Source organism: Burkholderia diffusa, assembly GCF_902499115.1.
Classification (GTDB): Bacteria; Pseudomonadota; Gammaproteobacteria; order Burkholderiales; family Burkholderiaceae; genus Burkholderia; species Burkholderia diffusa.
In genome coordinates this window covers 57543-76758 of record NZ_CABVPN010000018.1, presented here as the reverse complement: position 1 = coordinate 76758, position 19216 = coordinate 57543, and the positions used below count along the sequence as shown (strand labels likewise).

14 protein-coding genes and 1 tRNA gene are annotated in these 19216 nt (G+C 66.9%); 7 read left to right on the top strand and 8 right to left on the bottom strand.

Annotated elements, in window-relative coordinates:
* The first annotated feature begins 197 nt into the window (after nucleotides 1-197).
* The 4 genes from fixL to BTE28158_RS19280 all read left to right on the top strand — a co-directional run bounded on the left by fixL (nucleotide 198) and on the right by BTE28158_RS19280 (nucleotide 6792).
* Entirely contained in the window at nucleotides 198-2714 is a 2517-nt protein-coding gene (fixL, locus tag BTE28158_RS19295; protein ID WP_124903507.1) for an oxygen sensor histidine kinase FixL, read from the top strand.
* Nucleotides 2711-3349 carry an oxygen response regulator transcription factor FixJ gene (gene fixJ, locus BTE28158_RS19290; RefSeq protein WP_006493245.1) on the top strand — a complete coding sequence of 213 codons (639 nt, stop codon included), beginning with the start codon at nucleotides 2711-2713 and terminating at the stop codon, nucleotides 3347-3349. Before fixL ends, fixJ begins: the two co-directional genes overlap by 4 nt.
* Nucleotides 3350-3592: 243 nt before the next feature.
* On the top strand, nucleotides 3593-4450 hold the full coding sequence (folD, locus tag BTE28158_RS19285; RefSeq protein ID WP_124903509.1) for a bifunctional methylenetetrahydrofolate dehydrogenase/methenyltetrahydrofolate cyclohydrolase FolD: 858 nt from the start codon (nucleotides 3593-3595) through the stop codon (nucleotides 4448-4450).
* Between the two features lie 254 nt (nucleotides 4451-4704).
* A complete protein-coding gene (locus BTE28158_RS19280; protein WP_151051008.1) occupies nucleotides 4705-6792 on the top strand; it encodes a M3 family metallopeptidase in 2088 nt (695 codons plus the stop codon).
* A 62-nt stretch (nucleotides 6793-6854) separates the two neighbouring features.
* Here the strand turns inward: BTE28158_RS19280 and dinB are convergent, their stop codons facing one another.
* Nucleotides 6855-8060, bottom strand: coding sequence for a DNA polymerase IV (gene dinB, locus BTE28158_RS19275; RefSeq protein WP_151051010.1), 1206 nt, complete (start codon nucleotides 8058-8060; stop codon nucleotides 6855-6857).
* A gap of 166 nt (nucleotides 8061-8226) precedes the next feature.
* Here dinB and BTE28158_RS19270 point away from each other — a divergent pair, with 166 nt between their 5' ends.
* Nucleotides 8227-8919, top strand: a complete 693-nt coding sequence (locus BTE28158_RS19270) for an aspartate/glutamate racemase family protein (RefSeq protein WP_059608420.1) — start codon at nucleotides 8227-8229, stop codon at nucleotides 8917-8919.
* Between the two features lie 82 nt (nucleotides 8920-9001).
* Here BTE28158_RS19270 and BTE28158_RS19265 read toward each other — a convergent pair.
* Nucleotides 9002-9078, bottom strand: a tRNA-Met gene (locus BTE28158_RS19265).
* A 181-nt stretch (nucleotides 9079-9259) separates the two neighbouring features.
* Here BTE28158_RS19265 and xth point away from each other — a divergent pair.
* Nucleotides 9260-10036, top strand: coding sequence for an exodeoxyribonuclease III (gene xth, locus BTE28158_RS19260; RefSeq protein ID WP_203249536.1), 777 nt, complete (start codon nucleotides 9260-9262; stop codon nucleotides 10034-10036).
* A 26-nt stretch (nucleotides 10037-10062) separates the two neighbouring features.
* Here xth and BTE28158_RS19255 read toward each other — a convergent pair whose 3' ends face one another.
* The 4 genes from BTE28158_RS19255 to glnA all read right to left on the bottom strand — a co-directional run bounded on the left by BTE28158_RS19255 (nucleotide 10063) and on the right by glnA (nucleotide 16564).
* Nucleotides 10063-12189 (bottom strand): prolyl oligopeptidase family serine peptidase, encoded by a 2127-nt coding sequence (locus BTE28158_RS19255; RefSeq protein ID WP_151051012.1) that lies wholly within the window; start codon nucleotides 12187-12189, stop codon nucleotides 10063-10065.
* 79 nt (nucleotides 12190-12268) lie between these two features.
* Complete coding sequence (gene ntrC / locus BTE28158_RS19250; protein ID WP_124903517.1) at nucleotides 12269-13798, bottom strand: nitrogen regulation protein NR(I); 1530 nt, start codon at nucleotides 13796-13798, stop codon at nucleotides 12269-12271.
* A gap of 46 nt (nucleotides 13799-13844) precedes the next feature.
* Nucleotides 13845-14987 (bottom strand): nitrogen regulation protein NR(II), encoded by a 1143-nt coding sequence (glnL, locus tag BTE28158_RS19245; RefSeq protein ID WP_059608424.1) that lies wholly within the window; start codon nucleotides 14985-14987, stop codon nucleotides 13845-13847.
* Nucleotides 14988-15148: 161 nt separating this feature from the next.
* Nucleotides 15149-16564, bottom strand: coding sequence for a type I glutamate--ammonia ligase (gene glnA, locus BTE28158_RS19240; protein ID WP_059678739.1), 1416 nt, complete (start codon nucleotides 16562-16564; stop codon nucleotides 15149-15151).
* A 406-nt stretch (nucleotides 16565-16970) separates the two neighbouring features.
* On the opposite strand from glnA, the gene BTE28158_RS19235 reads away from it, so the two are divergent.
* Nucleotides 16971-17435, top strand: coding sequence for a rhodanese-like domain-containing protein (locus tag BTE28158_RS19235; RefSeq protein ID WP_151051748.1), 465 nt, complete (start codon nucleotides 16971-16973; stop codon nucleotides 17433-17435).
* Nucleotides 17436-17572: 137 nt separating this feature from the next.
* On the opposite strand, the gene BTE28158_RS19230 is transcribed toward BTE28158_RS19235, so the two are convergent.
* Nucleotides 17573-18388, bottom strand: a complete 816-nt coding sequence (locus BTE28158_RS19230; protein ID WP_124622291.1) for a competence/damage-inducible protein A — start codon at nucleotides 18386-18388, stop codon at nucleotides 17573-17575.
* On the bottom strand, nucleotides 18385-19212 hold the full coding sequence (locus BTE28158_RS19225; protein ID WP_151051750.1) for an EI24 domain-containing protein: 828 nt from the start codon (nucleotides 19210-19212) through the stop codon (nucleotides 18385-18387). The genes BTE28158_RS19230 and BTE28158_RS19225 overlap by 4 nt, the downstream gene beginning before the upstream one ends.
* Nucleotides 19213-19216 lie beyond the last annotated feature (4 nt).

Below are 19216 nucleotides of genomic sequence, written 5' to 3'. Positions count from 1 at the left end.
CGACGGATTGTAATGAGCGTGTACGACCACGCGCAACAAAATTTTCGAATTATGAGATCTTTTCTCGTAATGCGGAATATTGCTGCGCTGCACCCTCGCTTCGGGCCTCTCCGGCACGCGTCGCAAGGACAAATCCGTTTCCGTTCAACATATCCGGTATGGGTTTTCCATGTATTGCGCTGCGCTACAATCCTGCCATGTTGACCGATCGGCTTTTCGCACGCTCGGCGCGACCGTCGGGCCCGCCGGCGGAGTCGCAGCCGTCCCGCTGGCACCACGGACCGTGGTGGTCCAACTCCTATTTGCTGACGCCGCTGCTGTCGATCCTCGTGTTCCTCGTGGTGATGAGCCTGATTCTATGGAGCCTCAATCGCCGCGAACAGCAGCAGCAGGAAGACACCCTGTTCCGTAACGTCGCGTGGGCGCAGCAGCAGATCCGCCTGTCGATGACGGGCGCGCAGGAGCAGTTGCAGGCGCTGTCGCGCGATCTCGCGTCCGGCCGCCTCGACCAGAATGCATTCCAGATGGCCGTCGCGGACGTGATGCAGACGCATCCGGAAATCCTCTACCTGAACTGGTACACCGCGCCCGGCGTGCAGCGCTGGCCGACCGTGCACCCGCCGCTGCTCGGCCAGCGGCTCGCGAAGCCCGGCGACGCGCAGATGCAGGACGCCGTGCGCGGCGCGTACGACGAAGCGCGCAGCACGCGCCGCCAGGCCTATTCGCCGCTGATCTACGACGACTTCGGCAACGGCTTCATCACGCTGCAGACGCCCGTGATGCGCGGCGACCGCGAATATCTCGGCTCGATCGCCGCGGTGTTCTCGGTCGAAGGGATCCTGAAGCACGACATCCCGCAGGAGCTGTCGTCGAAGTACAAGATCTCGATCACCGACTCGAACAACCGCGAGCTGTCGTCCACGTCGACGCGCCCGCGCCTGCCGCGCGACTCCCACTACGACCTGCCGCTCGATCCGCCCGGCCAGGGGCTCACCGTGCGCGTGTACGCATTCCCGCAGCTCACGAACCTGACCAACAATACGCTCGTGTGGCTCGTCGCGGGGTTGTCGTGCTTCGTGCTGTGGAGCCTCTGGAGCCTGTGGAAGCACACGCGCCAGCGTTTCGAGGCGCAGCAGGCGCTGTACGCGGAAGCGTTCTTCCGCCGCGCGATGGAAAACTCGGTGCTGATCGGCATGCGCGTGCTCGACATGCACGGCCGCATCACGCACGTGAACCCCGCGTTCTGCCGGATGACGGGCTGGGACGAAACCGACCTCGTCGGCAAGGTCGCGCCGTTCCCGTACTGGCCGCGCGACGCCTACCCGGAAATGCAGCGCCAGCTCGACATGACCCTGCGTGGCAAGGCACCGAGCTCGGGCTTCGAGTTGCGCGTGCGGCGCAAGAACGGCACGCTGTTCCATGCGCGCCTCTACGTGTCGCCGCTGATCGACAGCTCGGGCCGCCAGACCGGCTGGATGTCGTCGATGACCGACATCACCGAGCCGAAGCGCGCACGCGAGGAACTCGCGGCCGCGCACGAGCGCTTCACGACGGTGCTCGAAAGCCTCGACGCCGCCGTGTCGGTGCTCGCCGCCGACGAAGCCGAGCTGCTGTTCGCGAACCGCTACTACCGCCACCTGTTCGGCATCCGTCCGGACGGCCACCTCGAGCTGTCCGGCGGCGGCTTCGACCGCGCGCAGGCATCGTCCGACTCGATCGACATGGTCGACGCGTTCGCGGGCCTGCCGGCCGCCGCGCTGACGAGCAGCACGGCCGATGCGCAGGAGGTGTACGTCGAGAGCATCCAGAAGTGGTTCGAGGTGCGGCGCCAGTACATCCAGTGGGTGGACGGTCACCTCGCGCAGATGCAGATCGCGACCGACATCACGACCCGCAAGAAGGCGCAGGAACTCGCGCACCAGCAGGAGGAGAAGCTGCAGTTCACGAGCCGATTGATGACGATGGGTGAAATGGCGTCGTCGATTGCACACGAATTGAATCAGCCGCTCGCCGCGATCAACAACTACTGCTCGGGCACGCTCGCGCTCGTCAAGAGCGGCCGCGGCACGCCCGAGACGCTGCAGCCCGCGCTGGAAAAGACCGCACAGCAGGCGCTGCGCGCGGGGATGATCGTCAAGCGGATCCGCGAATTCGTGAAGCGCAGCGAGCCGAAGCGCCAGCCGGCGCGCGTCGCGGACATCGTCGCCGACGCCGTCGGGCTCGCCGAAATCGAGGCCAGGAAGCGCAGAATCCGGATCGTCACGGAAATCCTCGCAAGAATGCCTATTATTTATGTCGACCCCGTGCTGATCGAGCAGGTGCTGATGAACCTGCTGAAGAACGCGGCCGAGGCGATGGCCGACGTGAAGCCGGCGTCGGCGGACGGCGTGATCCGCGTGGTCGCCGACATCGACGCGGGTTTCGTCGACATCCGCGTGATCGACCAGGGCCCGGGCGTCGACGAAGCGACCGCCGAGCGCCTGTTCGAACCGTTTTACAGCACCAAGTCCGATGGCATGGGCATGGGGCTGAACATCTGCCGTTCGATCATCGAATCGCATCGGGGGCGTCTGTGGGTGGTCAACAACGTCGAGCCGGATGGCCGCATTTCCGGCGCGACGTTCCACTGCAGCCTGCCCATTGGGGAACCCGCTGATCTCGGCCAAGGGGGGCGCGAGGCATCGGCATCACATACCGTTACGGGAGAACTATGAATAGCCCTGTCACCACCACTCAGGAAACTGTCTTCGTCGTCGACGACGACGAAGCCGTACGGGACTCGCTGCGCTGGCTGCTGGAGGCGAACGGCTATCGCGTGCAATGCTTCTCGAGCGCGGAGCAGTTCCTCGATGCCTATCAGCCGGCGCAGCAGGCCGGCCAGATCGCCTGCCTGATCCTCGACGTGCGGATGTCGGGCATGAGCGGCCTCGAGCTGCAGGAGCGCCTGATCGCGGACAACGCCGCGCTGCCGATCATCTTCGTCACGGGCCACGGCGACGTGCCGATGGCGGTGTCGACGATGAAAAAGGGTGCGATGGACTTTATCGAGAAACCGTTCGACGAGGCCGAGCTGCGCAAGCTCGTCGAGCGGATGCTCGACAAGGCCCGAAGCGAAAGCAAGAGCGTCCAGGAACAGCGCGCCGCGAGCGAGCGCCTGTCGAAGCTGACCGCGCGCGAGCAGCAGGTGCTCGAGCGGATCATCGCCGGCCGGCTGAACAAGCAGATCGCCGACGATCTCGGGATCAGCATCAAGACGGTCGAAGCCCACCGCGCGAACATCATGGAAAAGCTCAACGTCAACACGGTCGCCGACCTGCTGCGCCTCGCCCTGTCGAAGAAGCAGGCCTGAACGTTGCGCGGCCGCGGGGCACCTGCCCCGCTGGCCGCACCACCGCACGACCGCGCCGCGCGATGCGGCCCGCTCGCACGGCACGTGCCCGGCGCCGCCTCCCGGAGCGCCGGCACTGCCGCCATGACGCTTTCCTTGTATTCGCTGTCGGACGACGGCAGGCGACCGGTATAATTGCGTGCTTTGCTGCGGCGTTTCGTGCGCCGCACGCCCGCATTCCAACTTCCCGGCAAAACCACCACCATGACAGCCCTCCTCATCGACGGCAACGCCCTTTCGAAGACCTTGCGCGCACAGGCCGCCGAACGCGCCGCCGCCCTGACCGCACGCGGCCACCAGCCTGGTCTCGCGGTGATCCTCGTCGGCGCGAACCCCGCGAGCGAAGTCTACGTGCGCAACAAGATCAAGGCGTGCGAGGACAACGGTTTCTTCTCGCAGAAGGATGCGTACCCGGACACCCTGTCGGAAGCCGACCTGCTCGCGCGCATCGACGAACTGAACCGCGACCCGAAGATCCACGGCATCCTGGTCCAGCTGCCGCTACCGAAACACATCGACAGCCACAAGGTGATCGAGGCGATCGCGCCGGAGAAGGACGTCGACGGCTTCCACGTCGCGAACGCCGGCGCGCTGATGACGGGCAAGCCGCTGTTCCGCCCGTGCACGCCGTACGGCGTGATGAAGATGTTCGAGGCGCATGACATCCCGCTGCAGGGCGCGAACGCGGTCGTGATCGGCCGCTCGAACATCGTCGGCAAGCCGATGGCGATGCTGCTGCTCGAAGCCGGCGCGACCGTGACGATCTGCCACAGCAAGACGCGCGACCTCGCCGCGCACACGCGCCAGGCCGACGTCGTGGTCGCCGCGGTCGGCAAGCGCAACATTCTGACCGCCGACATGGTCAAGCCCGGCGCGACCGTGATCGACGTCGGCATGAACCGCGACGATGCGGGCAAGCTGTGTGGCGACGTCGACTTCGCTGGTGTGAAGGAAGTTGCCGGTCACATCACGCCGGTGCCGGGCGGTGTCGGCCCGATGACCATCACGATGCTGCTGATCAACACGATCGAAGCCGCCGAGCGCGCTGCCGCGGCCGCCTGAGCGCCGCCCGATTGCTCTGCCCGCCCAGCCGGCGCGCATTCGCGCGCCGGCGTCTCGCCGGTCGCCCGCCGTGGCCGCGCCGTCGCACTGAATTCCCCCGTATCCGACCCCGTACCGAGCGCATCCAATCGCGTCGTTAGAAACTAACGATTGGAAAGCGCGCGATGCGCCCCAATAATGTCGGTATCGGGCGCCGCCGCATCGCGCCTCACCCTTTTCACCCCGGTTCATCCGGCAACAGACAGGGAGTCTTAATGTCCGCCAGCGCCAACACCAATCCGCTCCTCGATTTCTCCGGCCTGCCCCGCTTCGGCGAGATCCGTCCGGAACACGTGACGCCCGCGCTCGACACGCTGCTCGATGCCGCCAACCGCGCGGTCGACACCGCGAGCGCGCCAGCGACGCCGGCGACATGGGCCGCGATCGTCGAGACGGTCGAGCAGGCGACGGAGCCGCTCGGGCGTGCATGGGGCGTCGTCGGCCACCTGAACGCGGTCGCCGATACGCCGGAGCTGCGCGCCGCCTACGGCGAAAACCTGCCGCGCGTGACCGAGTTCTGGTCGAGCGTCGGCCAGAACCTCGCGCTGTACGAGAAGTACAAGGCGATCGCCGCGAGCGCCGAATACGCGACGCTGTCCGCCGAGCGCAAGAAGATCCTCGACAACGCGCTGCGCGATTTCCGCCTGTCGGGCGCCGAGTTGCCCGAGGACCAGAAGCCGCGCTTCGCGGAACTGCAGGAGCAGCAGGCCGCGCTGTCGAAGGCGTTCTCCGATCACGTGCTCGACGCAACCAACGCGTATGCGTATTTCGCGCACGACGAAGCCGAGCTGGCCGGCCTGCCGGGCGACGCGATCGAAGCGGCCCGCGAAGCCGCGCAGAAGGAAGGCAAGGAAGGCTGGAAGTTCACGCTGCACTTCCCGTCCTACTTCCCGGTACTGCAGTACGCCGAGAACCGCGCGATGCGCGAGACGCTGTACCGCGCGTATGCAACCCGCGCATCGGAACTTGGCCCGCAGTACGGCGGCGGCAAGGCCGAGTGGGACAACACGGCGATCGTCGCCGACGAACTGAAGCTGCGCCGCGAAGAAGCGCAGATGCTCGGCTACCGCAACTTCGCCGAAGTGTCGCTCGCGCCGAAGATGGCCGAATCGCCACAGCAGGTGATCGCGTTCCTCGAGGATCTCGCGACGCGCGCGCGACCGCACGCTGACAAGGACTGGGACGAACTGCGCGCGTTCGCCGCGAAGGAACTCGGTCTGGCCGAGCTCGCGCCGTGGGACGTCGCGTTCTCCGCCGAGCGGCTGCGCCAGCAGCGCTACGCGTTCTCGGAAAACGAGGTCAAGCAGTACTTCCCGGAACCGGCCGTGCTGAAGGGCCTTTTCACCGTCACCGAAACGCTGTTCGGCGTGCGGATCAAGCCGGACGACGCACCGGTGTGGCACAAGGACGTGCGCTTCTTCCGCGTGGAGAACCGCGACGGCTCGCTCGTCGCGCAGTTCTATCTCGACCTGTATGCACGCGAAGGCAAGCGCGGCGGCGCGTGGATGGACGATGCGCGTGCGCGCGCGAAGCGCGGCAACGCCGTGCAGACGCCGGTCGCGTACCTGACCTGCAACTTCTCGGCGCCGGTCGGCGGCAAGCCCGCATGCTTCACGCACGACGAAGTCATCACGCTGTTCCATGAATTCGGCCACGGGCTGCATCACATGCTCACGCGCGTCGACGAACTCGGCGTGTCGGGCATCCACGGCGTCGAATGGGATGCGGTCGAGCTGCCGTCGCAATTCATGGAAAACTTCTGCTGGGAATGGGACGTGCTGTCGTCGATGTCGTCGCACGTCGAGACGGGCGCCGCGCTGCCGCGCGAGCTGTTCGACAAGATGATCGCCGCGAAGAACTTCCAGAGCGGTCTCGGCACGCTCCGCCAGATCGTGTTCTCGATGTTTGACATGCTGCTGCACGTCGACTTCGACCCGGCCGGCACGACCGGCGTGAACGCGTTCGCGCGCGAGATCAACGAGCGTTACCACGTGATTCCGCAGGCGGCGTTCTCGCGCTGGCCGAATACGTTCAGCCACATCTTCGCGGGCGGCTATGCGGCCGGCTATTACAGCTACAAGTGGGCCGAGGTGCTGTCGGCCGACGCGTACGCGGCGTTCGAGGAAGCGGCTGCCGCGAGCGGCAGCGTGCTCGACGCGGCGACCGGCACGCGCTATCGCCGCGAGATCCTCGAAGTCGGCGGCAGCCGGCCGGCGATGGATTCGTTCAAGGCGTTCCGCGGCCGCGAGCCGGAAATCGACGCGCTGCTGCGCCACAACGGGATGGCGTCCCCCGCGCACTGAGCATGCCCTGCCCGGCTCGTCCGCCTGCATCGAAAGGCACCGCTTCGGCGGTGCTTTTTTCATCATGGTGCCGGCGTTTCGCCGCCTGCTTCGTCCGTGTTGTCGGTGTTGCGGTCGGCCTCGTCGTCGAACAGCGAAAACTGCCCGTGACGCTCGGCCGTGTCCTCGTCGATGCGCACGCCGACGCCGAGCAGCCGCACCGCCTGCGCGCGCCGCTGCAGCCCCTTCGCGAGCAGCGTGACGGCCGTCTGCGCATTCGTCGCGTCGGCCACGCACTCGACCGTCGTGCGCTGGAAATCCGCGAAGCGGATCTTCACGTACAGCTTGCGGATCGCGCGGGCCGCGCCCGCGCGCGCGATCCGCGCGTCGAGCTGCACGACCAGGCGACGAATCTCGTCCGCGCATTGCTCGAGCGTCGTCAGGTCGGTCACGTAGGTCGTCTCGACGCTGACCGACTTGCGCTCCTGGTCGGCCTGCACGGGCCGCTCGTCGATTCCGCGCGCGAGCTGATACAGCCGCCGGCCGAATGCGCCAAACTCGCGATGCAGATCGATCAGCGACCAGTCGCGCAGCTGAGCGCAGGTCTGGATGCCGAGCCGGTCGAGCCGCGTGGCCGTCACCTGCCCGACGCCGTGCAGCTTGCGCACCGGCAACGCCGCGACGAATGCGTCGACCTCATGCGGACGCACGACGAACAGGCCGTCGGGCTTGTTCCAGTCGGACGCGATCTTCGCGATGAACTTGTTCGGCGCGACGCCCGCCGACACCGTCACGCCGACCGTGTCGTACACGCGCCGGCGAATCTCCCGTGCAATCAGCGTCGCGCTGCCCTGGCACAGTTCGGAACCGCTGACGTCGAGGTACGCCTCGTCGAGCGACAGCGGCTCGACGTCACGCGTGTAGTCGCGATAGATCGCCATGATCTGTCGCGACGCCGCGCGGTACTTGTCCATCGCGGACGGCAGGATCAGCAGGTCCGGGCACTTGCGCATCGCCAGCGCCGACGACATCGCCGAATGCACGCCATAGCGCCGCGCCTCGTAGTTGCAGGTCGCGATCACGCCGCGCTGGTCGGGCCGGCCGCCGACCGCGAGCGGCCGGTTGCGCAGCGACGGGTCGTCGCGCATCTCGACCGATGCGTAAAAGCAGTCGCAGTCGCAATGGATGATCTTGCGCACGCGTGACGGTGCGTCGCCGGGTGGCGGCACGCGCGGATCGGCAGGCGGGATGATGGTCGGATTCACGGTGCCAACACTGTACAAAAACACAGTGCTCGTTTCAACTGTCGCGTGATGTCGCGTTCGGTCGCCTCCGCGCAGTTCCGGCACGTTCCGGCGGCACCGTACCGGTCCGCTTCGCGCGGATCGTACCGCCGCGCGCAAGGACCGCCCCCTATACTCGTCTGCCACAGTTCAAGAAACGCACGGGTGACGGATGAAGACGATCGGACTGATCGGCGGGATGAGCTGGGAATCGTCGGCGGAGTACTACCGGATGATCAATCGCCATTCGAAGGCGCTGCACGGCGGCCATCACAATGCGAAGAGCGTGCTGGTCACGGTGGATTTCGCGGAGATCGAAGCATTGCAGCGCGCGCAGGACTGGGCCGCGCTCGGTGAACGGATGGCCGATGCCGCGCGCCGGCTCGAAGCGGCCGGCGCCGATCTCGTCGTGTTGACGACCAACACGATGCACCGCGTGCACGACGCGATCGAGGCTGCGGTGGCGCTGCCATTCCTGCACATCGCCGATCCGACCGGCACCGCACTGCGAGCAGCGGGCGTCGAGCGCGTCGCGCTGCTCGGCACGCGCTACACGATGGAACTGCCGTTCTATACGGAGCGTCTGCGCGACAAATTCGGCCTCGACGTGCTGGTGCCGGACGAATCCGCGCGTAGCGACGTGCACCGGATCATCTACGACGAGCTGTGTCATGGCGTCATCGATGCCGAGTCGCGCGCGACCTACGTAGCGATCATCGACGAACTGGCGAAACGCGGCGCGCAGGCGGTGATACTCGGCTGTACGGAAATCACGCTGCTGATCGGCGCAGACGATTCGCCGCTGCCGGTGTTTGATACGACCGCGCTGCATGCGAAGGCGGCGGTCGAGTGGGCGGCGGGCTGAAAACAAAAAACCCGGCACGAGGCCGGGTTCCTGTCGACGAAGCGCGCATCGGTCACTTGCGCTGCACATCGTCTGGTGTGCTTGGTTGCGGGGGTAGGATTTGAACCTACGACCTTCGGGTTATGAGCCCGACGAGCTGCCAGACTGCTCCACCCCGCGTCAGAGAAATAAATTATAGGGTGATGAAGTACTCACGTCAACACTTTTGTCACAATTTCTTTGCAGGTCGTCGATCACGCAATGCATCGCCCCTGCTTCGCGTCGCGTGTCGCGCGCGTTCGCGCCCCTTGCTCGCGGTAAGATGGCGGCCTTCGCATTCACCCCGCACGCATTCCCGTTCATGAAAATCGCCACCTGGAACGTCAACTCGCTCAACGTCCGCAAGCAGCACGTGCTCGACTGGCTCGCGCAAAGCGGAACCGACGTGCTGTGCCTGCAGGAACTGAAGCTGCCCGACGAGAAGTATCCGCGCGCCGATCTCGAGGCTGCCGGCTACCGCAGCTGGTTCGCGGGCCAGAAGACCTACAACGGCGTCGCGATCCTCGTGCGCGACACGCTCGCCGTCGACGAATCGGACGTCGTGCGCAACATCCCCGGCTTCGACGATCCGCAGCAGCGCGTGATCGCCGTGACGGTCGACGGTGTGCGCATCGTGTCCGCCTATTTCCCGAACGGCCAGGCGCCCGACTCCGACAAGTTCGTCTACAAGATGCAGTGGCTCGACGCGCTGCATGCGTGGCTGGCCACCGAGATGCAGCGCTACCCGAAGCTCGCGCTGCTCGGCGACTACAACATCGCGCCGGAAGACCGCGACGTGCACGACCCGGCGAAATGGGAAGGCCAGAACCTCGTGTCGCCGCAGGAGCGCGCGCACTTCGCGAAGCTGATCGAACTCGGCTTCGTCGATGCATTCCGCCGTTTCGAGCAGCCGGAGAAGACCTTCACGTGGTGGGACTACCGGATGTTCGCGTTCCGCCGCAACGCGGGGCTGCGCATCGACCACGTCCTGCTGTCGCCGGCGCTCGCCGCCACCTGCACGTCGTGCGAAGTCGACCGCGTGCCGCGCACGTGGGACCAGCCGTCCGACCACACACCCGTCGTCGCGATCGTCGGCTGAGCCCCTGCCCACTCTCACGCGCGCGCTCAACCGCGCGCGGGCGCGGGCCCGAGATGGGCCCATAGGAAACCGAACTCCGCCGCATCCGATTCGGCGCGCTCCAGATCGTCGGCGCTGCCGTGGCCGCCGTCGGTGTTCTCCCAGTACCACACCCGTTCGTGGCCGAGCGCATGCATGCGCGCGGCCATCTTGCGCGCATGCGCCGGATGCACGCGGTCGTCGCGCGTCGACGTCGTCAGCAGCAGCGGCGGATACACGACACCTTCGCGCACGCGGTGATACGGCGAGTACGCGGCGAGCGCCGCGCCCTCGCGCGAATCGTCCGGATCGCCATACTCGTCGAGCCACGCGGCGCCCGCGTGCAGTTTCGGATAGCGCCGCATGTCGAGCAGCGGCACGCGGCACAGCACCGCGCCGAACAGTTCCGGACGCTGCACCATGCAGGCGCCCACCAGCAGCCCGCCGTTGCTGCCGCCCTCGATGCCGAGTTGCGCGGCCGTCGTCACGCCGGTGCGGATCAGGTCCTCGGCCACCGCGATGAAGTCGTCGAACGAGCGCTGTCGATGTTCGCGCTGCGCGTCGACGTGCCAGCCCGGCCCGAATTCGCCGCCACCACGGATGTGCGCGAACGCCGCGACACCGCCGCGTTCGAGCCACGCAATGCCGAGTGCATCGCTGTAGCCGGGCAGGTTCGGAATCGCGAAGCCGCCATAGCCTGATAGCAGGCACGGGCGCGCGACGCGGGCGCTGCCGTCGGCGCGATCCGGCGCATCGCGTGCATCGAGCGCGTCACGCGGCCCGATCAGCGTGTACGGCACCACCGTGCCGTCGCGCGAACGGGCATTCGCGCGACGCACGACGAGCCCGGCCGCATCGAACCGCACCGGCGGCCGATCGAGCAGCACGCGGCGCGACGGCGCATCGGCCGCGCGATCGGCCAGGTCGGCGAGCCAGCATTCGGGCGGATCGAGATAGGTATCGACGTCCACGTACACGTCGTCGTTCAGCGTCGACTCGACCGGCTCGACGTCGATCTGCGCATCGCCCGGCCAGTCGAACGGCCGCGCGTCCCACGTCCATGCGCCGTCCTCGCCCTGGCGCGGCTGCCACAGCATCGTGCGGTTGTGCACGTCGTCGAGCCAGCTCGCGATCAGCATCGTGCGCGTGTGCGTCCACGTGCAGGCGGACGTCGACGGCCGCGGCGCGAACAGCGTCGTGAGCTCGCGCGACCCTGCCAGGAACGCCTGCTCGCGGATCGCGAGCAGCGAGCCGCCCGCGTGATGCACGCCGCCGCAGTCCCAGTCGAGCCGCGGCTCCAGCACGAGCCAGCCTTCCCAGAAGCCGACCTCGACATGCGTCGGCACGTCGTAGCGCGCCCACTCGCCCGCGTCGGTCAGCCAGTACGCGTGTGCGTCGAAGAAGTCCACGCTGCGCCACGCGACGTGACGGCCATCGATCGGGTCGAACCACGCGCCGGCGCTGATGTCGTCGGGTTCGCCGCGAAATACAACCGGCGCATCGGCGAGCGGCGTGCCGCGTACCCAGCGGCGCGCTTCGTACGGATAGCCGGCCGCGGTCGCATGCGCTTCGCCGCGATCCCAGCTCACGTAGACGGTATCGCGGTCGATCCAGCCGACCGTGTGATGCCCCGGCTCGTCGATCGTGAAACCGCCGTCGACGAAACGACGCTGCACGAGATCGAACTCGCGCACGACGACGGCGTCGGCACCGCCCGGCGACAGCGACAGCAGCGCGCGGTCACCGTCGGGATACAGGATTGCGTCCTGCTCGAACACCCACGACTCGCCCTCTTGCGCGCCGAGCGCGTCGACGTCGAGCAGTGTTTCCCACTCGGGCCGGCCGGCGCGCCAGTCGTCCCAGCGCGCGCGGCGCCACAGTCCCTTCGGATGGAGATCGTCCTGCCACAGGTCGTACGCCCAGTCGCGCCAGCGGGTCGGAATCACCGGGCGTTCGCGCGGCAGATACGCTTGCGCGAGCCTCGCGGTGAGCGCGCGATACGCATCGTCGTCGCGCAGCGCGATACGCGTGCGCGCGTTCTGCTCGTCGACCCACGCGCGGGCGCGCTTGCTGTCGAGCGCTTCGAGAAAACGAAAGGGATCGGCCCCGGCGGGCCAGCGGAAGGAATCGGACATGACGGAACGCACCTGACGGCAAACCGCGATTATGTCCGATCGCGGCATGCGCGACACCCGCGCATGCCGCGATAGAGGCTTACGGCTCCAGATGCAGTTCCTGGATCTTGCGCGTGATGGTGTTGCGGCCGATGCCGAGCCGCTCCGCCGCCTCGACCTTGCGGCCGCGCGTGAAGTCGAGCGCCTCGCGAATCACGGCCGCCTCGAAGCGGCGCGCGAGCTCGTCCATCACGTCGGACGAATTCTCGCGCAGCAGCCGCGCGACTTCGGTGCGCAGCCCGCTTTCCCACATCGGATAGCCGGCCGGCGCACCGTTCGGCGCGGCCGCGACGGGCGCCGCCGTCAACGGCACGCCACCCGCCGCCAGCTGCGCGCGCGCCGCGTCGCCCGCAACGCCGCCGCTCACACCGCCGGGCGCATCCGCGCCATCGGCCATCGCGGTCACCGTTGCGCCTGCCGGCACGAGGTCGGGCGGCAAGTCCTTGATCTCGACCGTCTGCGCCGGCGCCATCACGGTCAGCCAGTTCGCGAGGTTCTCGAGCTGTCGCACATTGCCGGGAAACGGCAACGACGTCAGATACGCGAGCGCTTCGTCCGACACGCGCTTCGGCTCGACGCCGAGATCGCGCGCGCTCTTCTGCAGGAAGTGGCGCGTGAGGAGCGCGATGTCCTCGCTGCGTTCGCGCAGCGGCGGCAGCCGCAGCCGAATCACGTTGAGCCGGTGGTAAAGGTCCTCGCGGAACAGCCCCTGCCGCACGCGCGCCTCCAGATTCTGATGCGTCGCGGCGATCACGCGCACGTTCGCGCGCAGCGGGTTGTGGCCGCCGACGCGATAGAACTGGCCATCCGACAGCACGCGCAACAGGCGAGTCTGCAGATCGAACGGCATGTCGCCGATTTCGTCGAGGAACAGCGTGCCGTTCTCGGCCTGCTCGAAGCGGCCCTGGCGGGTCGTCTGCGCGCCGGTGAACGCGCCGCGCTCGTGGCCGAACAGTTCGGACTCCAGCAGGTCCTTCGGAATCGCCGCGGTGTTCAGCGCGATGAACGGGCCGTTCGCCCGCGGGCTGTGACGGTGCAGCGCCCGCGCGACGAGTTCCTTGCCGGTGCCCGATTCGCCGGTGATCAGCACGGTCGCGGCCGAATGCGACAGGCGGCCGATCGCGCGAAACATGTCCTGCATCGCGGGTGCCTGGCCGAGCATCTCGGGCGCCTCGGCGACGCGCTCGTCCTGCGGCGCACCGCCGCGCAGGCTCTCCTCGACCGCGCGGCGAATCAGCTCGACGGCCTTGTCGACGTCGAACGGCTTCGCGAGATATTCGAACGCGCCGCCCTGGAACGCCGCGACGGCGCTGTCGAGATCGGAGAACGCCGTCATGATGATGACGGGCAGGCCCGGCAAGCGCTCGTGCATCGCCTGCAACAACTCGAGGCCGGAGCCGCCCGGCATCCGGATGTCGGACACGAGCACCTGCGGCGTCTCGTGGTCGAGCGCGGCCAGCGCGTCGCGCACGTTCGCGAAGCTCTTCGTCGCGAAGCTGTCGCGGGCGAGTGCCTTTTCGAGCACCCAGCGGATCGATTGGTCGTCGTCTACTATCCAGATCGGCTTCATAGGTCGGTCAGGTATGGGTGAATCCGGTGAATCGCCATGCCGTCGCTCAGTGATCGAGCGGCAGCAGGATCTGAAATTCGGTACGGCCGGGCCGGCTCTCGACCTCGATCATCCCGTCGTGCTGCTGCACGAAGGTCTGCGCGAGCGTGAGGCCGAGGCCGCTGCCGTCGTCGCGCCCGGACACGAGCGGGTAGAAGATCCGGTCGCGGATCTCCTCCGGAATGCCGGGCCCGTTGTCGACGACGTGCAAGTCCAGTGCCAGCTTGTACAGGCGCTTCGCGATCGTCACCTTGCGCGCGACGCGCGTGCGCAGCTCGATCTTCGCGTCGCCCTGCGCGATCCGTTCGCGCAGCGCCTGCGCGGCGTTGCGCACGATGTTCAGCAGCGCCTGGATCAACTGCTCCTTGTCGCCGCGCAGGTCCGGCACGCTCACGTCGTAATCGCGCTCGATGGAGAGCCCGCGCGGAAATTCCGCGAGCATCACCGCGCGCACGCGTTCGCACACTTCATGAATGTTGACGTCGCCGACGATGTGCGGATGCCGATGCGGCTCCAGCAACCGGTCGACGAGCGTCTGCAGGCGGTCGGACTCCTTGATGATCACCTGCGTGTATTCGCGCAACTCGCCGCGCTCGCGCTCGCTCAGTTCGAATTCGAGCAGCTGGGCTGCGCCGCGAATGCCGCCGAGCGGGTTCTTGATTTCATGCGCGAGGTTGCGGATCAGTTGCTTGTTGACCGCGGTCAGGTCGTGGATGCGTTCCTCGCGATCGGTGCGCGACTGCCGTTCGTTCTCGAACAGCTCGACGAGCACGAAATCGGGCGCGGTCTCGAGGAAGCCGACGATCGCATGCACGTGCAGCGGTTCGCGGCCGGGCCGATCGAGCACGGTATCGAGATGCGTCGCGTGAAAGCGCTCCTCGCCGATCGCGGTGATCGTCGACGCGAGCTCGTTCGCGTTCGGGAAAATCTCGCCCCACGGCCGCTGCGCGAGCTGCCGGCGCGAGATGTCGAGCATCGCCTCCGCGGATGGGTTCGCGTACGCGACCCGCAGCGTCTTGCGGTCGAGCACGATCACGACCGTCGGCAGCGCTTCCAGCCCCGCAAGCAGGCCCGAGCGCGTGAGCCGCTCGTCTTCCGTCAGTCGCTCGGGCTGCCCCGTCTTCGCCTTGATCAGATTCTTCAGAGCCATCGTGCGTGTCGTCGCGCCTCACCGGGTCGAAAAATGGAAATGCTCGGAACAAAAAAGGGACGGCTGGACGCCGTCCCCTTTCAGACTCCGCGGTTCCCGCCGCAAGCCGCGCGACGGGAACGAACCGGCATGACGGCGCTGAATCGAAGCGCCATCGCCGATTACAGCGAGTAGTACATCTCGAACTCGATCGGATGCGTCGTCATGCGGAACTTCGCCAGCTCCTGCTCCTTCAGCGCGAGGTATGCATCGATCATGCCGTCGGTGAACACGCCACCGCGCGTCAGGAACTCGCGATCCTTGTCGAGCGCTTCCAGTGCCTGGTCGAGGCCTGCGCAGACGGTCGGGATCTTTGCATCCTCTTCCGGCGGCAGGTCGTACAGGTTCTTGTCCGCGGCTTCGCCCGGGTGGATCTTGTTCTGGATCCCGTCGAGGCCGGCCATCATCAGTGCCGTGAAGCACAGGTACGGGTTCGCCATCGGATCCGGGAAGCGCGTTTCGATACGGCGGCCCTTCGGGTTCGACACGTGCGGAATGCGGATCGATGCCGAACGGTTACGCGCCGAGTAAGCGAGCTTGACCGGTGCTTCGAAGTGCGGGACCAGACGCTTGTACGAGTTCGTCGTCGGGTTCGTGATCGCGTTCAGTGCACGGGCGTGCTTGATGATGCCGCCGATGTAGAACAGCGCCAGTTCCGACAGGCCGGCATAGCCGTTGCCCGCGAACAGGTTCTGGCCGTCCTTCCAGATCGACTGGTGAACGTGCATGCCCGAACCGTTGTCGCCGACGACCGGCTTCGGCATGAACGTCGCCGTCTTGCCGTACGAGTGCGCGACGTTATGGATGATGTACTTCGACCATTGCGTCCAGTCCGCGCGCTGCACCAGCGTCGAGAACTTCGTGCCGATTTCGTTCTGGCCCTGGCCCGCCACTTCGTGGTGGTGCACTTCGACCGGGATGCCGAGCTGTTCGAGCAGCAGGCACATTTCCGAACGCATGTCCTGGAACGTGTCGACCGGCGCGACCGGGAAGTAGCCGCCCTTCGTGCCCGGACGGTGGCCCGTGTTGCCGCCTTCGAATTCCTTGCCTGCCGACCACGGTGCTTCTTCCGAGTTGATCTTCACGAAGCAGCCCGACATGTCCGTGTTCCACTGGACCGAGTCGAAAATGAAGAATTCCGGTTCCGGACCGAAGTAGGCCGTGTCGCCGATGCCCGTGCTCTTCAGGTACGCTTCGCCGCGCTTCGCGAGCGAACGCGGATCGCGCTCGTAGCCCTTGCCGTCGGCCGGCTCGACCACGTCGCAGGTCAGCACGAGGGTCGACTCTTCGTAGAACGGGTCGATGAACGCAGCGCTCGGGTCCGGCATGAGCAGCATGTCCGACGCCTCGATGCCCTTCCAGCCGGCGATCGACGAGCCGTCGAATGCATGACCGCTTTCGAACTTGTCTTCGTCAAACGCCGAAACCGGCACCGACACGTGCTGTTCCTTGCCGCGCGTATCCGTGAAGCGGAAATCGACGAACTTGACGTCCTCGTCCTTCACGAGCTGCATGACGTCGGCGACGGTTTTACTCATAACCTCTTCTCCTGATTGAACAATTCCGGCGGACTGGGAACCGCCTCGTTTATCGAGCTGCCCGGAGTCTGGCTTTGGCGCAGCGCGCCCCGGGTCGACCGAATTCTATATAGCAGCAACCGTGCCAGCCATGCACAGAAGCGACATGAATCGCGCCAGCCCGCGCCACGGCAGGGCCCGGCTGCGCGATTCCGGGGCCGGGCGCCGCATCGGCGATCGCCTGACCGCACCTCCATGGTGCAAATGACGAAGCACGCCGATGCCATGGAATCATTCTGGTGCATGCGTGCCATTCTGCACTTTTTTGGTGAACACGTGGGCGGTGCATACCCTGCCGGACAAGCGGACATCCGCGCGGCGGCACCGCGCTAGAATGATCGTTTGACCGATACGGAGACCTCCTGCCATGAGTACGCTCGACCAGCTTTACGCGAAGGCCGAAGAACGCCGCGCCCAGGGCGCGCTCCCCTATGCCGGCGCACTGCTGCCGGTCGAGGCTTTCGAACTGCTGCAGCTCGACCCGTCGGCACGCCTCGTCGACGTGCGCACCCGCGCCGAGCTCGACTGGATCGGCCGCCCGCTCGTCGGCGACAGCCAGTACCTGCACCTCGAATGGACGCGCTACCCGGGCGGCGTGCCGAACGCCGAATTCGTCGATCAGCTGAAAGCGGCCCTCCCGGCCGATACGCCCATCCTGTTCCTGTGCCGCAGCGCCGCTCGCTCGAAGCTCGCCGCGGTCGCGTCGACGCAGGCCGGCTTCACGAAGGCCTTCGACCTGCTCGAAGGCTTCGAGGGCGGCAAGGATGCGGAAGGCCACCGCAAGACGGTCGACGGCTGGTGCTTCCGGAAACTGCCGTGGATCGGCGCCTGACGGCGCATCCGCCGAAGCACGCCCGATTGCGACATCGTCGAGGCGGGCGATGACATCCCGATGACGGGCCGCGTTGCGCGGCCCGTGGTTTTTGCGCGGCCTCTCCGCGGCCCGCATCGGTAACCGATGCGCGGCCCTCAGGCGCGCGGCACGTCCGGCTCGACCACGTCGCCACCGAGCAGGTGCACACCTTCGCGCAGCTTCACGAACGCGGCCGCGACCGCCTCCGGCTCGCCCTTCACGCCGAGATCGATATGCCGGCGCGCGTAGATCCCGCCGCGCTCGGCGTCGCCCACGCTTGGCAGGCTGAACACGCGCACGCCCGGAAAATCGCGCTCGATCCTCTCCATCAGCGGCGTGAGCGTCGATTCCGGCAGCTCGAACACGTACAGCGAGCGCTCCGCGTGCGGCGTCGCGTGATGGAGATGCCCGTACTTCGTGTCGAGCACCCATTCGATCATCGGCCACGCCATCACCGGGAAGCCCGGCACGAAATGGAGATCGCCGACCGAGAACCCGGGAATCCGGTTGTAGCCGTTCGGGATGATCGTCGCGCCCGCCGGGAACACGCCCATGTTGAAGCGATGCTGGTTTTCCGGCGATTCGAAATCGACCGGCCTGGCCGGATCGGTGTGCGTCTCGCGGATGCGCTCCGAGATCAGCGCCTTTGCTTCCGGGTGCAGCTCGAGCGGCACGCCGAGTGCGGCGGCCGCGCACTGGCGCGTGTGGTCGTCCGGCGTCGCGCCGATCCCGCCCGTGGAGAACACGATGTCGCCGGACGCGATCGCGCGAGCGAGCGTGGCGGTGATCCGCGCCGGATCGTCGCCGACGTATTCGGCCCAGTCGAGCGCGAGGCCGCGCGCGCCGAGGAGCTCGATGACCTTGGTCAGGTGCTTGTCCTGCCGGCGGCCCGAAAGGATTTCGTCGCCGATGATGATGATGCCGATGCTCATGCCTGCCCCATGTCGATTGCAGTGGCGCGCGAACTCGCGCGCAGGTCGTCCAGCGCGCGCAGGCAATAGTGCCCGAACCACAGCGCCGAGAAGACGAGGATGAAAGCGTAAACCCAGATCATGGCCGCCGCCACGAACGGAAACAGCACCATCATCCAGACCGACGACACCCACACGAAGGTGGGCACGGTACCGAGCAGCCCCGTCGCGACGCCGATGCCGATCAGCGGCCAACGATGCTGCCGCACCAGCGCACGGCGCTCGTCGCGGCTGGCGTGCTGCGCGAGCGCGTCGTAGGTCATCACGCGGTAGGTCAGCCAGCCCCAGATCACGGGCGGCAGCAGCGCGAAGAACGGCGGAATCAGCCACAGCGGGATCGTGACGACCAGCAGCACGACGCCGACGATGGCCGCGCCTAGCGAATTGAACACGCTGCCGAAGAACGTGCCGCCCCGCTTCGCCTCGAGCGTAGCGAACTGCCGGTTCGACAGGTGCTTGATCACGACCGGCATCGAGATCGTTGCGATCAGCAGCAGCACGGTCAGCACGATCAGTGGAATCGCGAGCGAGACGACGACGAACGGCGCGACGACCGCATGCAGCTGCGACATCCCGATCGCGTCGAACATGCGGTACAGCACGGCCGTGAGCACGAAGCCGTCGAGCGCGCCGCGCGCGGCATCGATCAGCGTCTGCCACGAGAACCACAGCACGACGCCCCACAGCAGCGCCGAGACGACGAACGGCATCAGGGTGAGCCACAGCATGCGCGGGTGCAGCGCGCTGACGAAGGCCCGGACGAAGGAGCGCAGCAAGTCGTTCATGCGA

Excerpts from the sequence above, each read along its gene's own strand:
- ntrC (WP_124903517.1), bottom strand. The coding sequence starts at position 13,798 with ATGAAGCCGATCTGGATAGTAGACGACGACCAATCGATCCGCTGGGTG.
- xth (WP_203249536.1), top strand. The coding sequence starts at position 9,260 with ATGAAAATCGCCACCTGGAACGTCAACTCGCTCAACGTCCGCAAGCAG.
- BTE28158_RS19270 (WP_059608420.1), top strand. The coding sequence starts at position 8,227 with ATGAAGACGATCGGACTGATCGGCGGGATGAGCTGGGAATCGTCGGCG.
- BTE28158_RS19255 (WP_151051012.1), bottom strand. The coding sequence starts at position 12,189 with ATGTCCGATTCCTTCCGCTGGCCCGCCGGGGCCGATCCCTTTCGTTTT.
- fixJ (WP_006493245.1), top strand. The coding sequence starts at position 2,711 with ATGAATAGCCCTGTCACCACCACTCAGGAAACTGTCTTCGTCGTCGAC.
- fixL (WP_124903507.1), top strand. The coding sequence starts at position 198 with ATGTTGACCGATCGGCTTTTCGCACGCTCGGCGCGACCGTCGGGCCCG.
- BTE28158_RS19235 (WP_151051748.1), top strand. The coding sequence starts at position 16,971 with ATGAGTACGCTCGACCAGCTTTACGCGAAGGCCGAAGAACGCCGCGCC.
- folD (WP_124903509.1), top strand. The coding sequence starts at position 3,593 with ATGACAGCCCTCCTCATCGACGGCAACGCCCTTTCGAAGACCTTGCGC.
- glnA (WP_059678739.1), bottom strand. The coding sequence starts at position 16,564 with ATGAGTAAAACCGTCGCCGACGTCATGCAGCTCGTGAAGGACGAGGAC.
- glnL (WP_059608424.1), bottom strand. The coding sequence starts at position 14,987 with ATGGCTCTGAAGAATCTGATCAAGGCGAAGACGGGGCAGCCCGAGCGA.
- BTE28158_RS19230 (WP_124622291.1), bottom strand. The coding sequence starts at position 18,388 with ATGAGCATCGGCATCATCATCATCGGCGACGAAATCCTTTCGGGCCGC.
- BTE28158_RS19280 (WP_151051008.1), top strand. The coding sequence starts at position 4,705 with ATGTCCGCCAGCGCCAACACCAATCCGCTCCTCGATTTCTCCGGCCTG.
- BTE28158_RS19225 (WP_151051750.1), bottom strand. The coding sequence starts at position 19,212 with ATGAACGACTTGCTGCGCTCCTTCGTCCGGGCCTTCGTCAGCGCGCTG.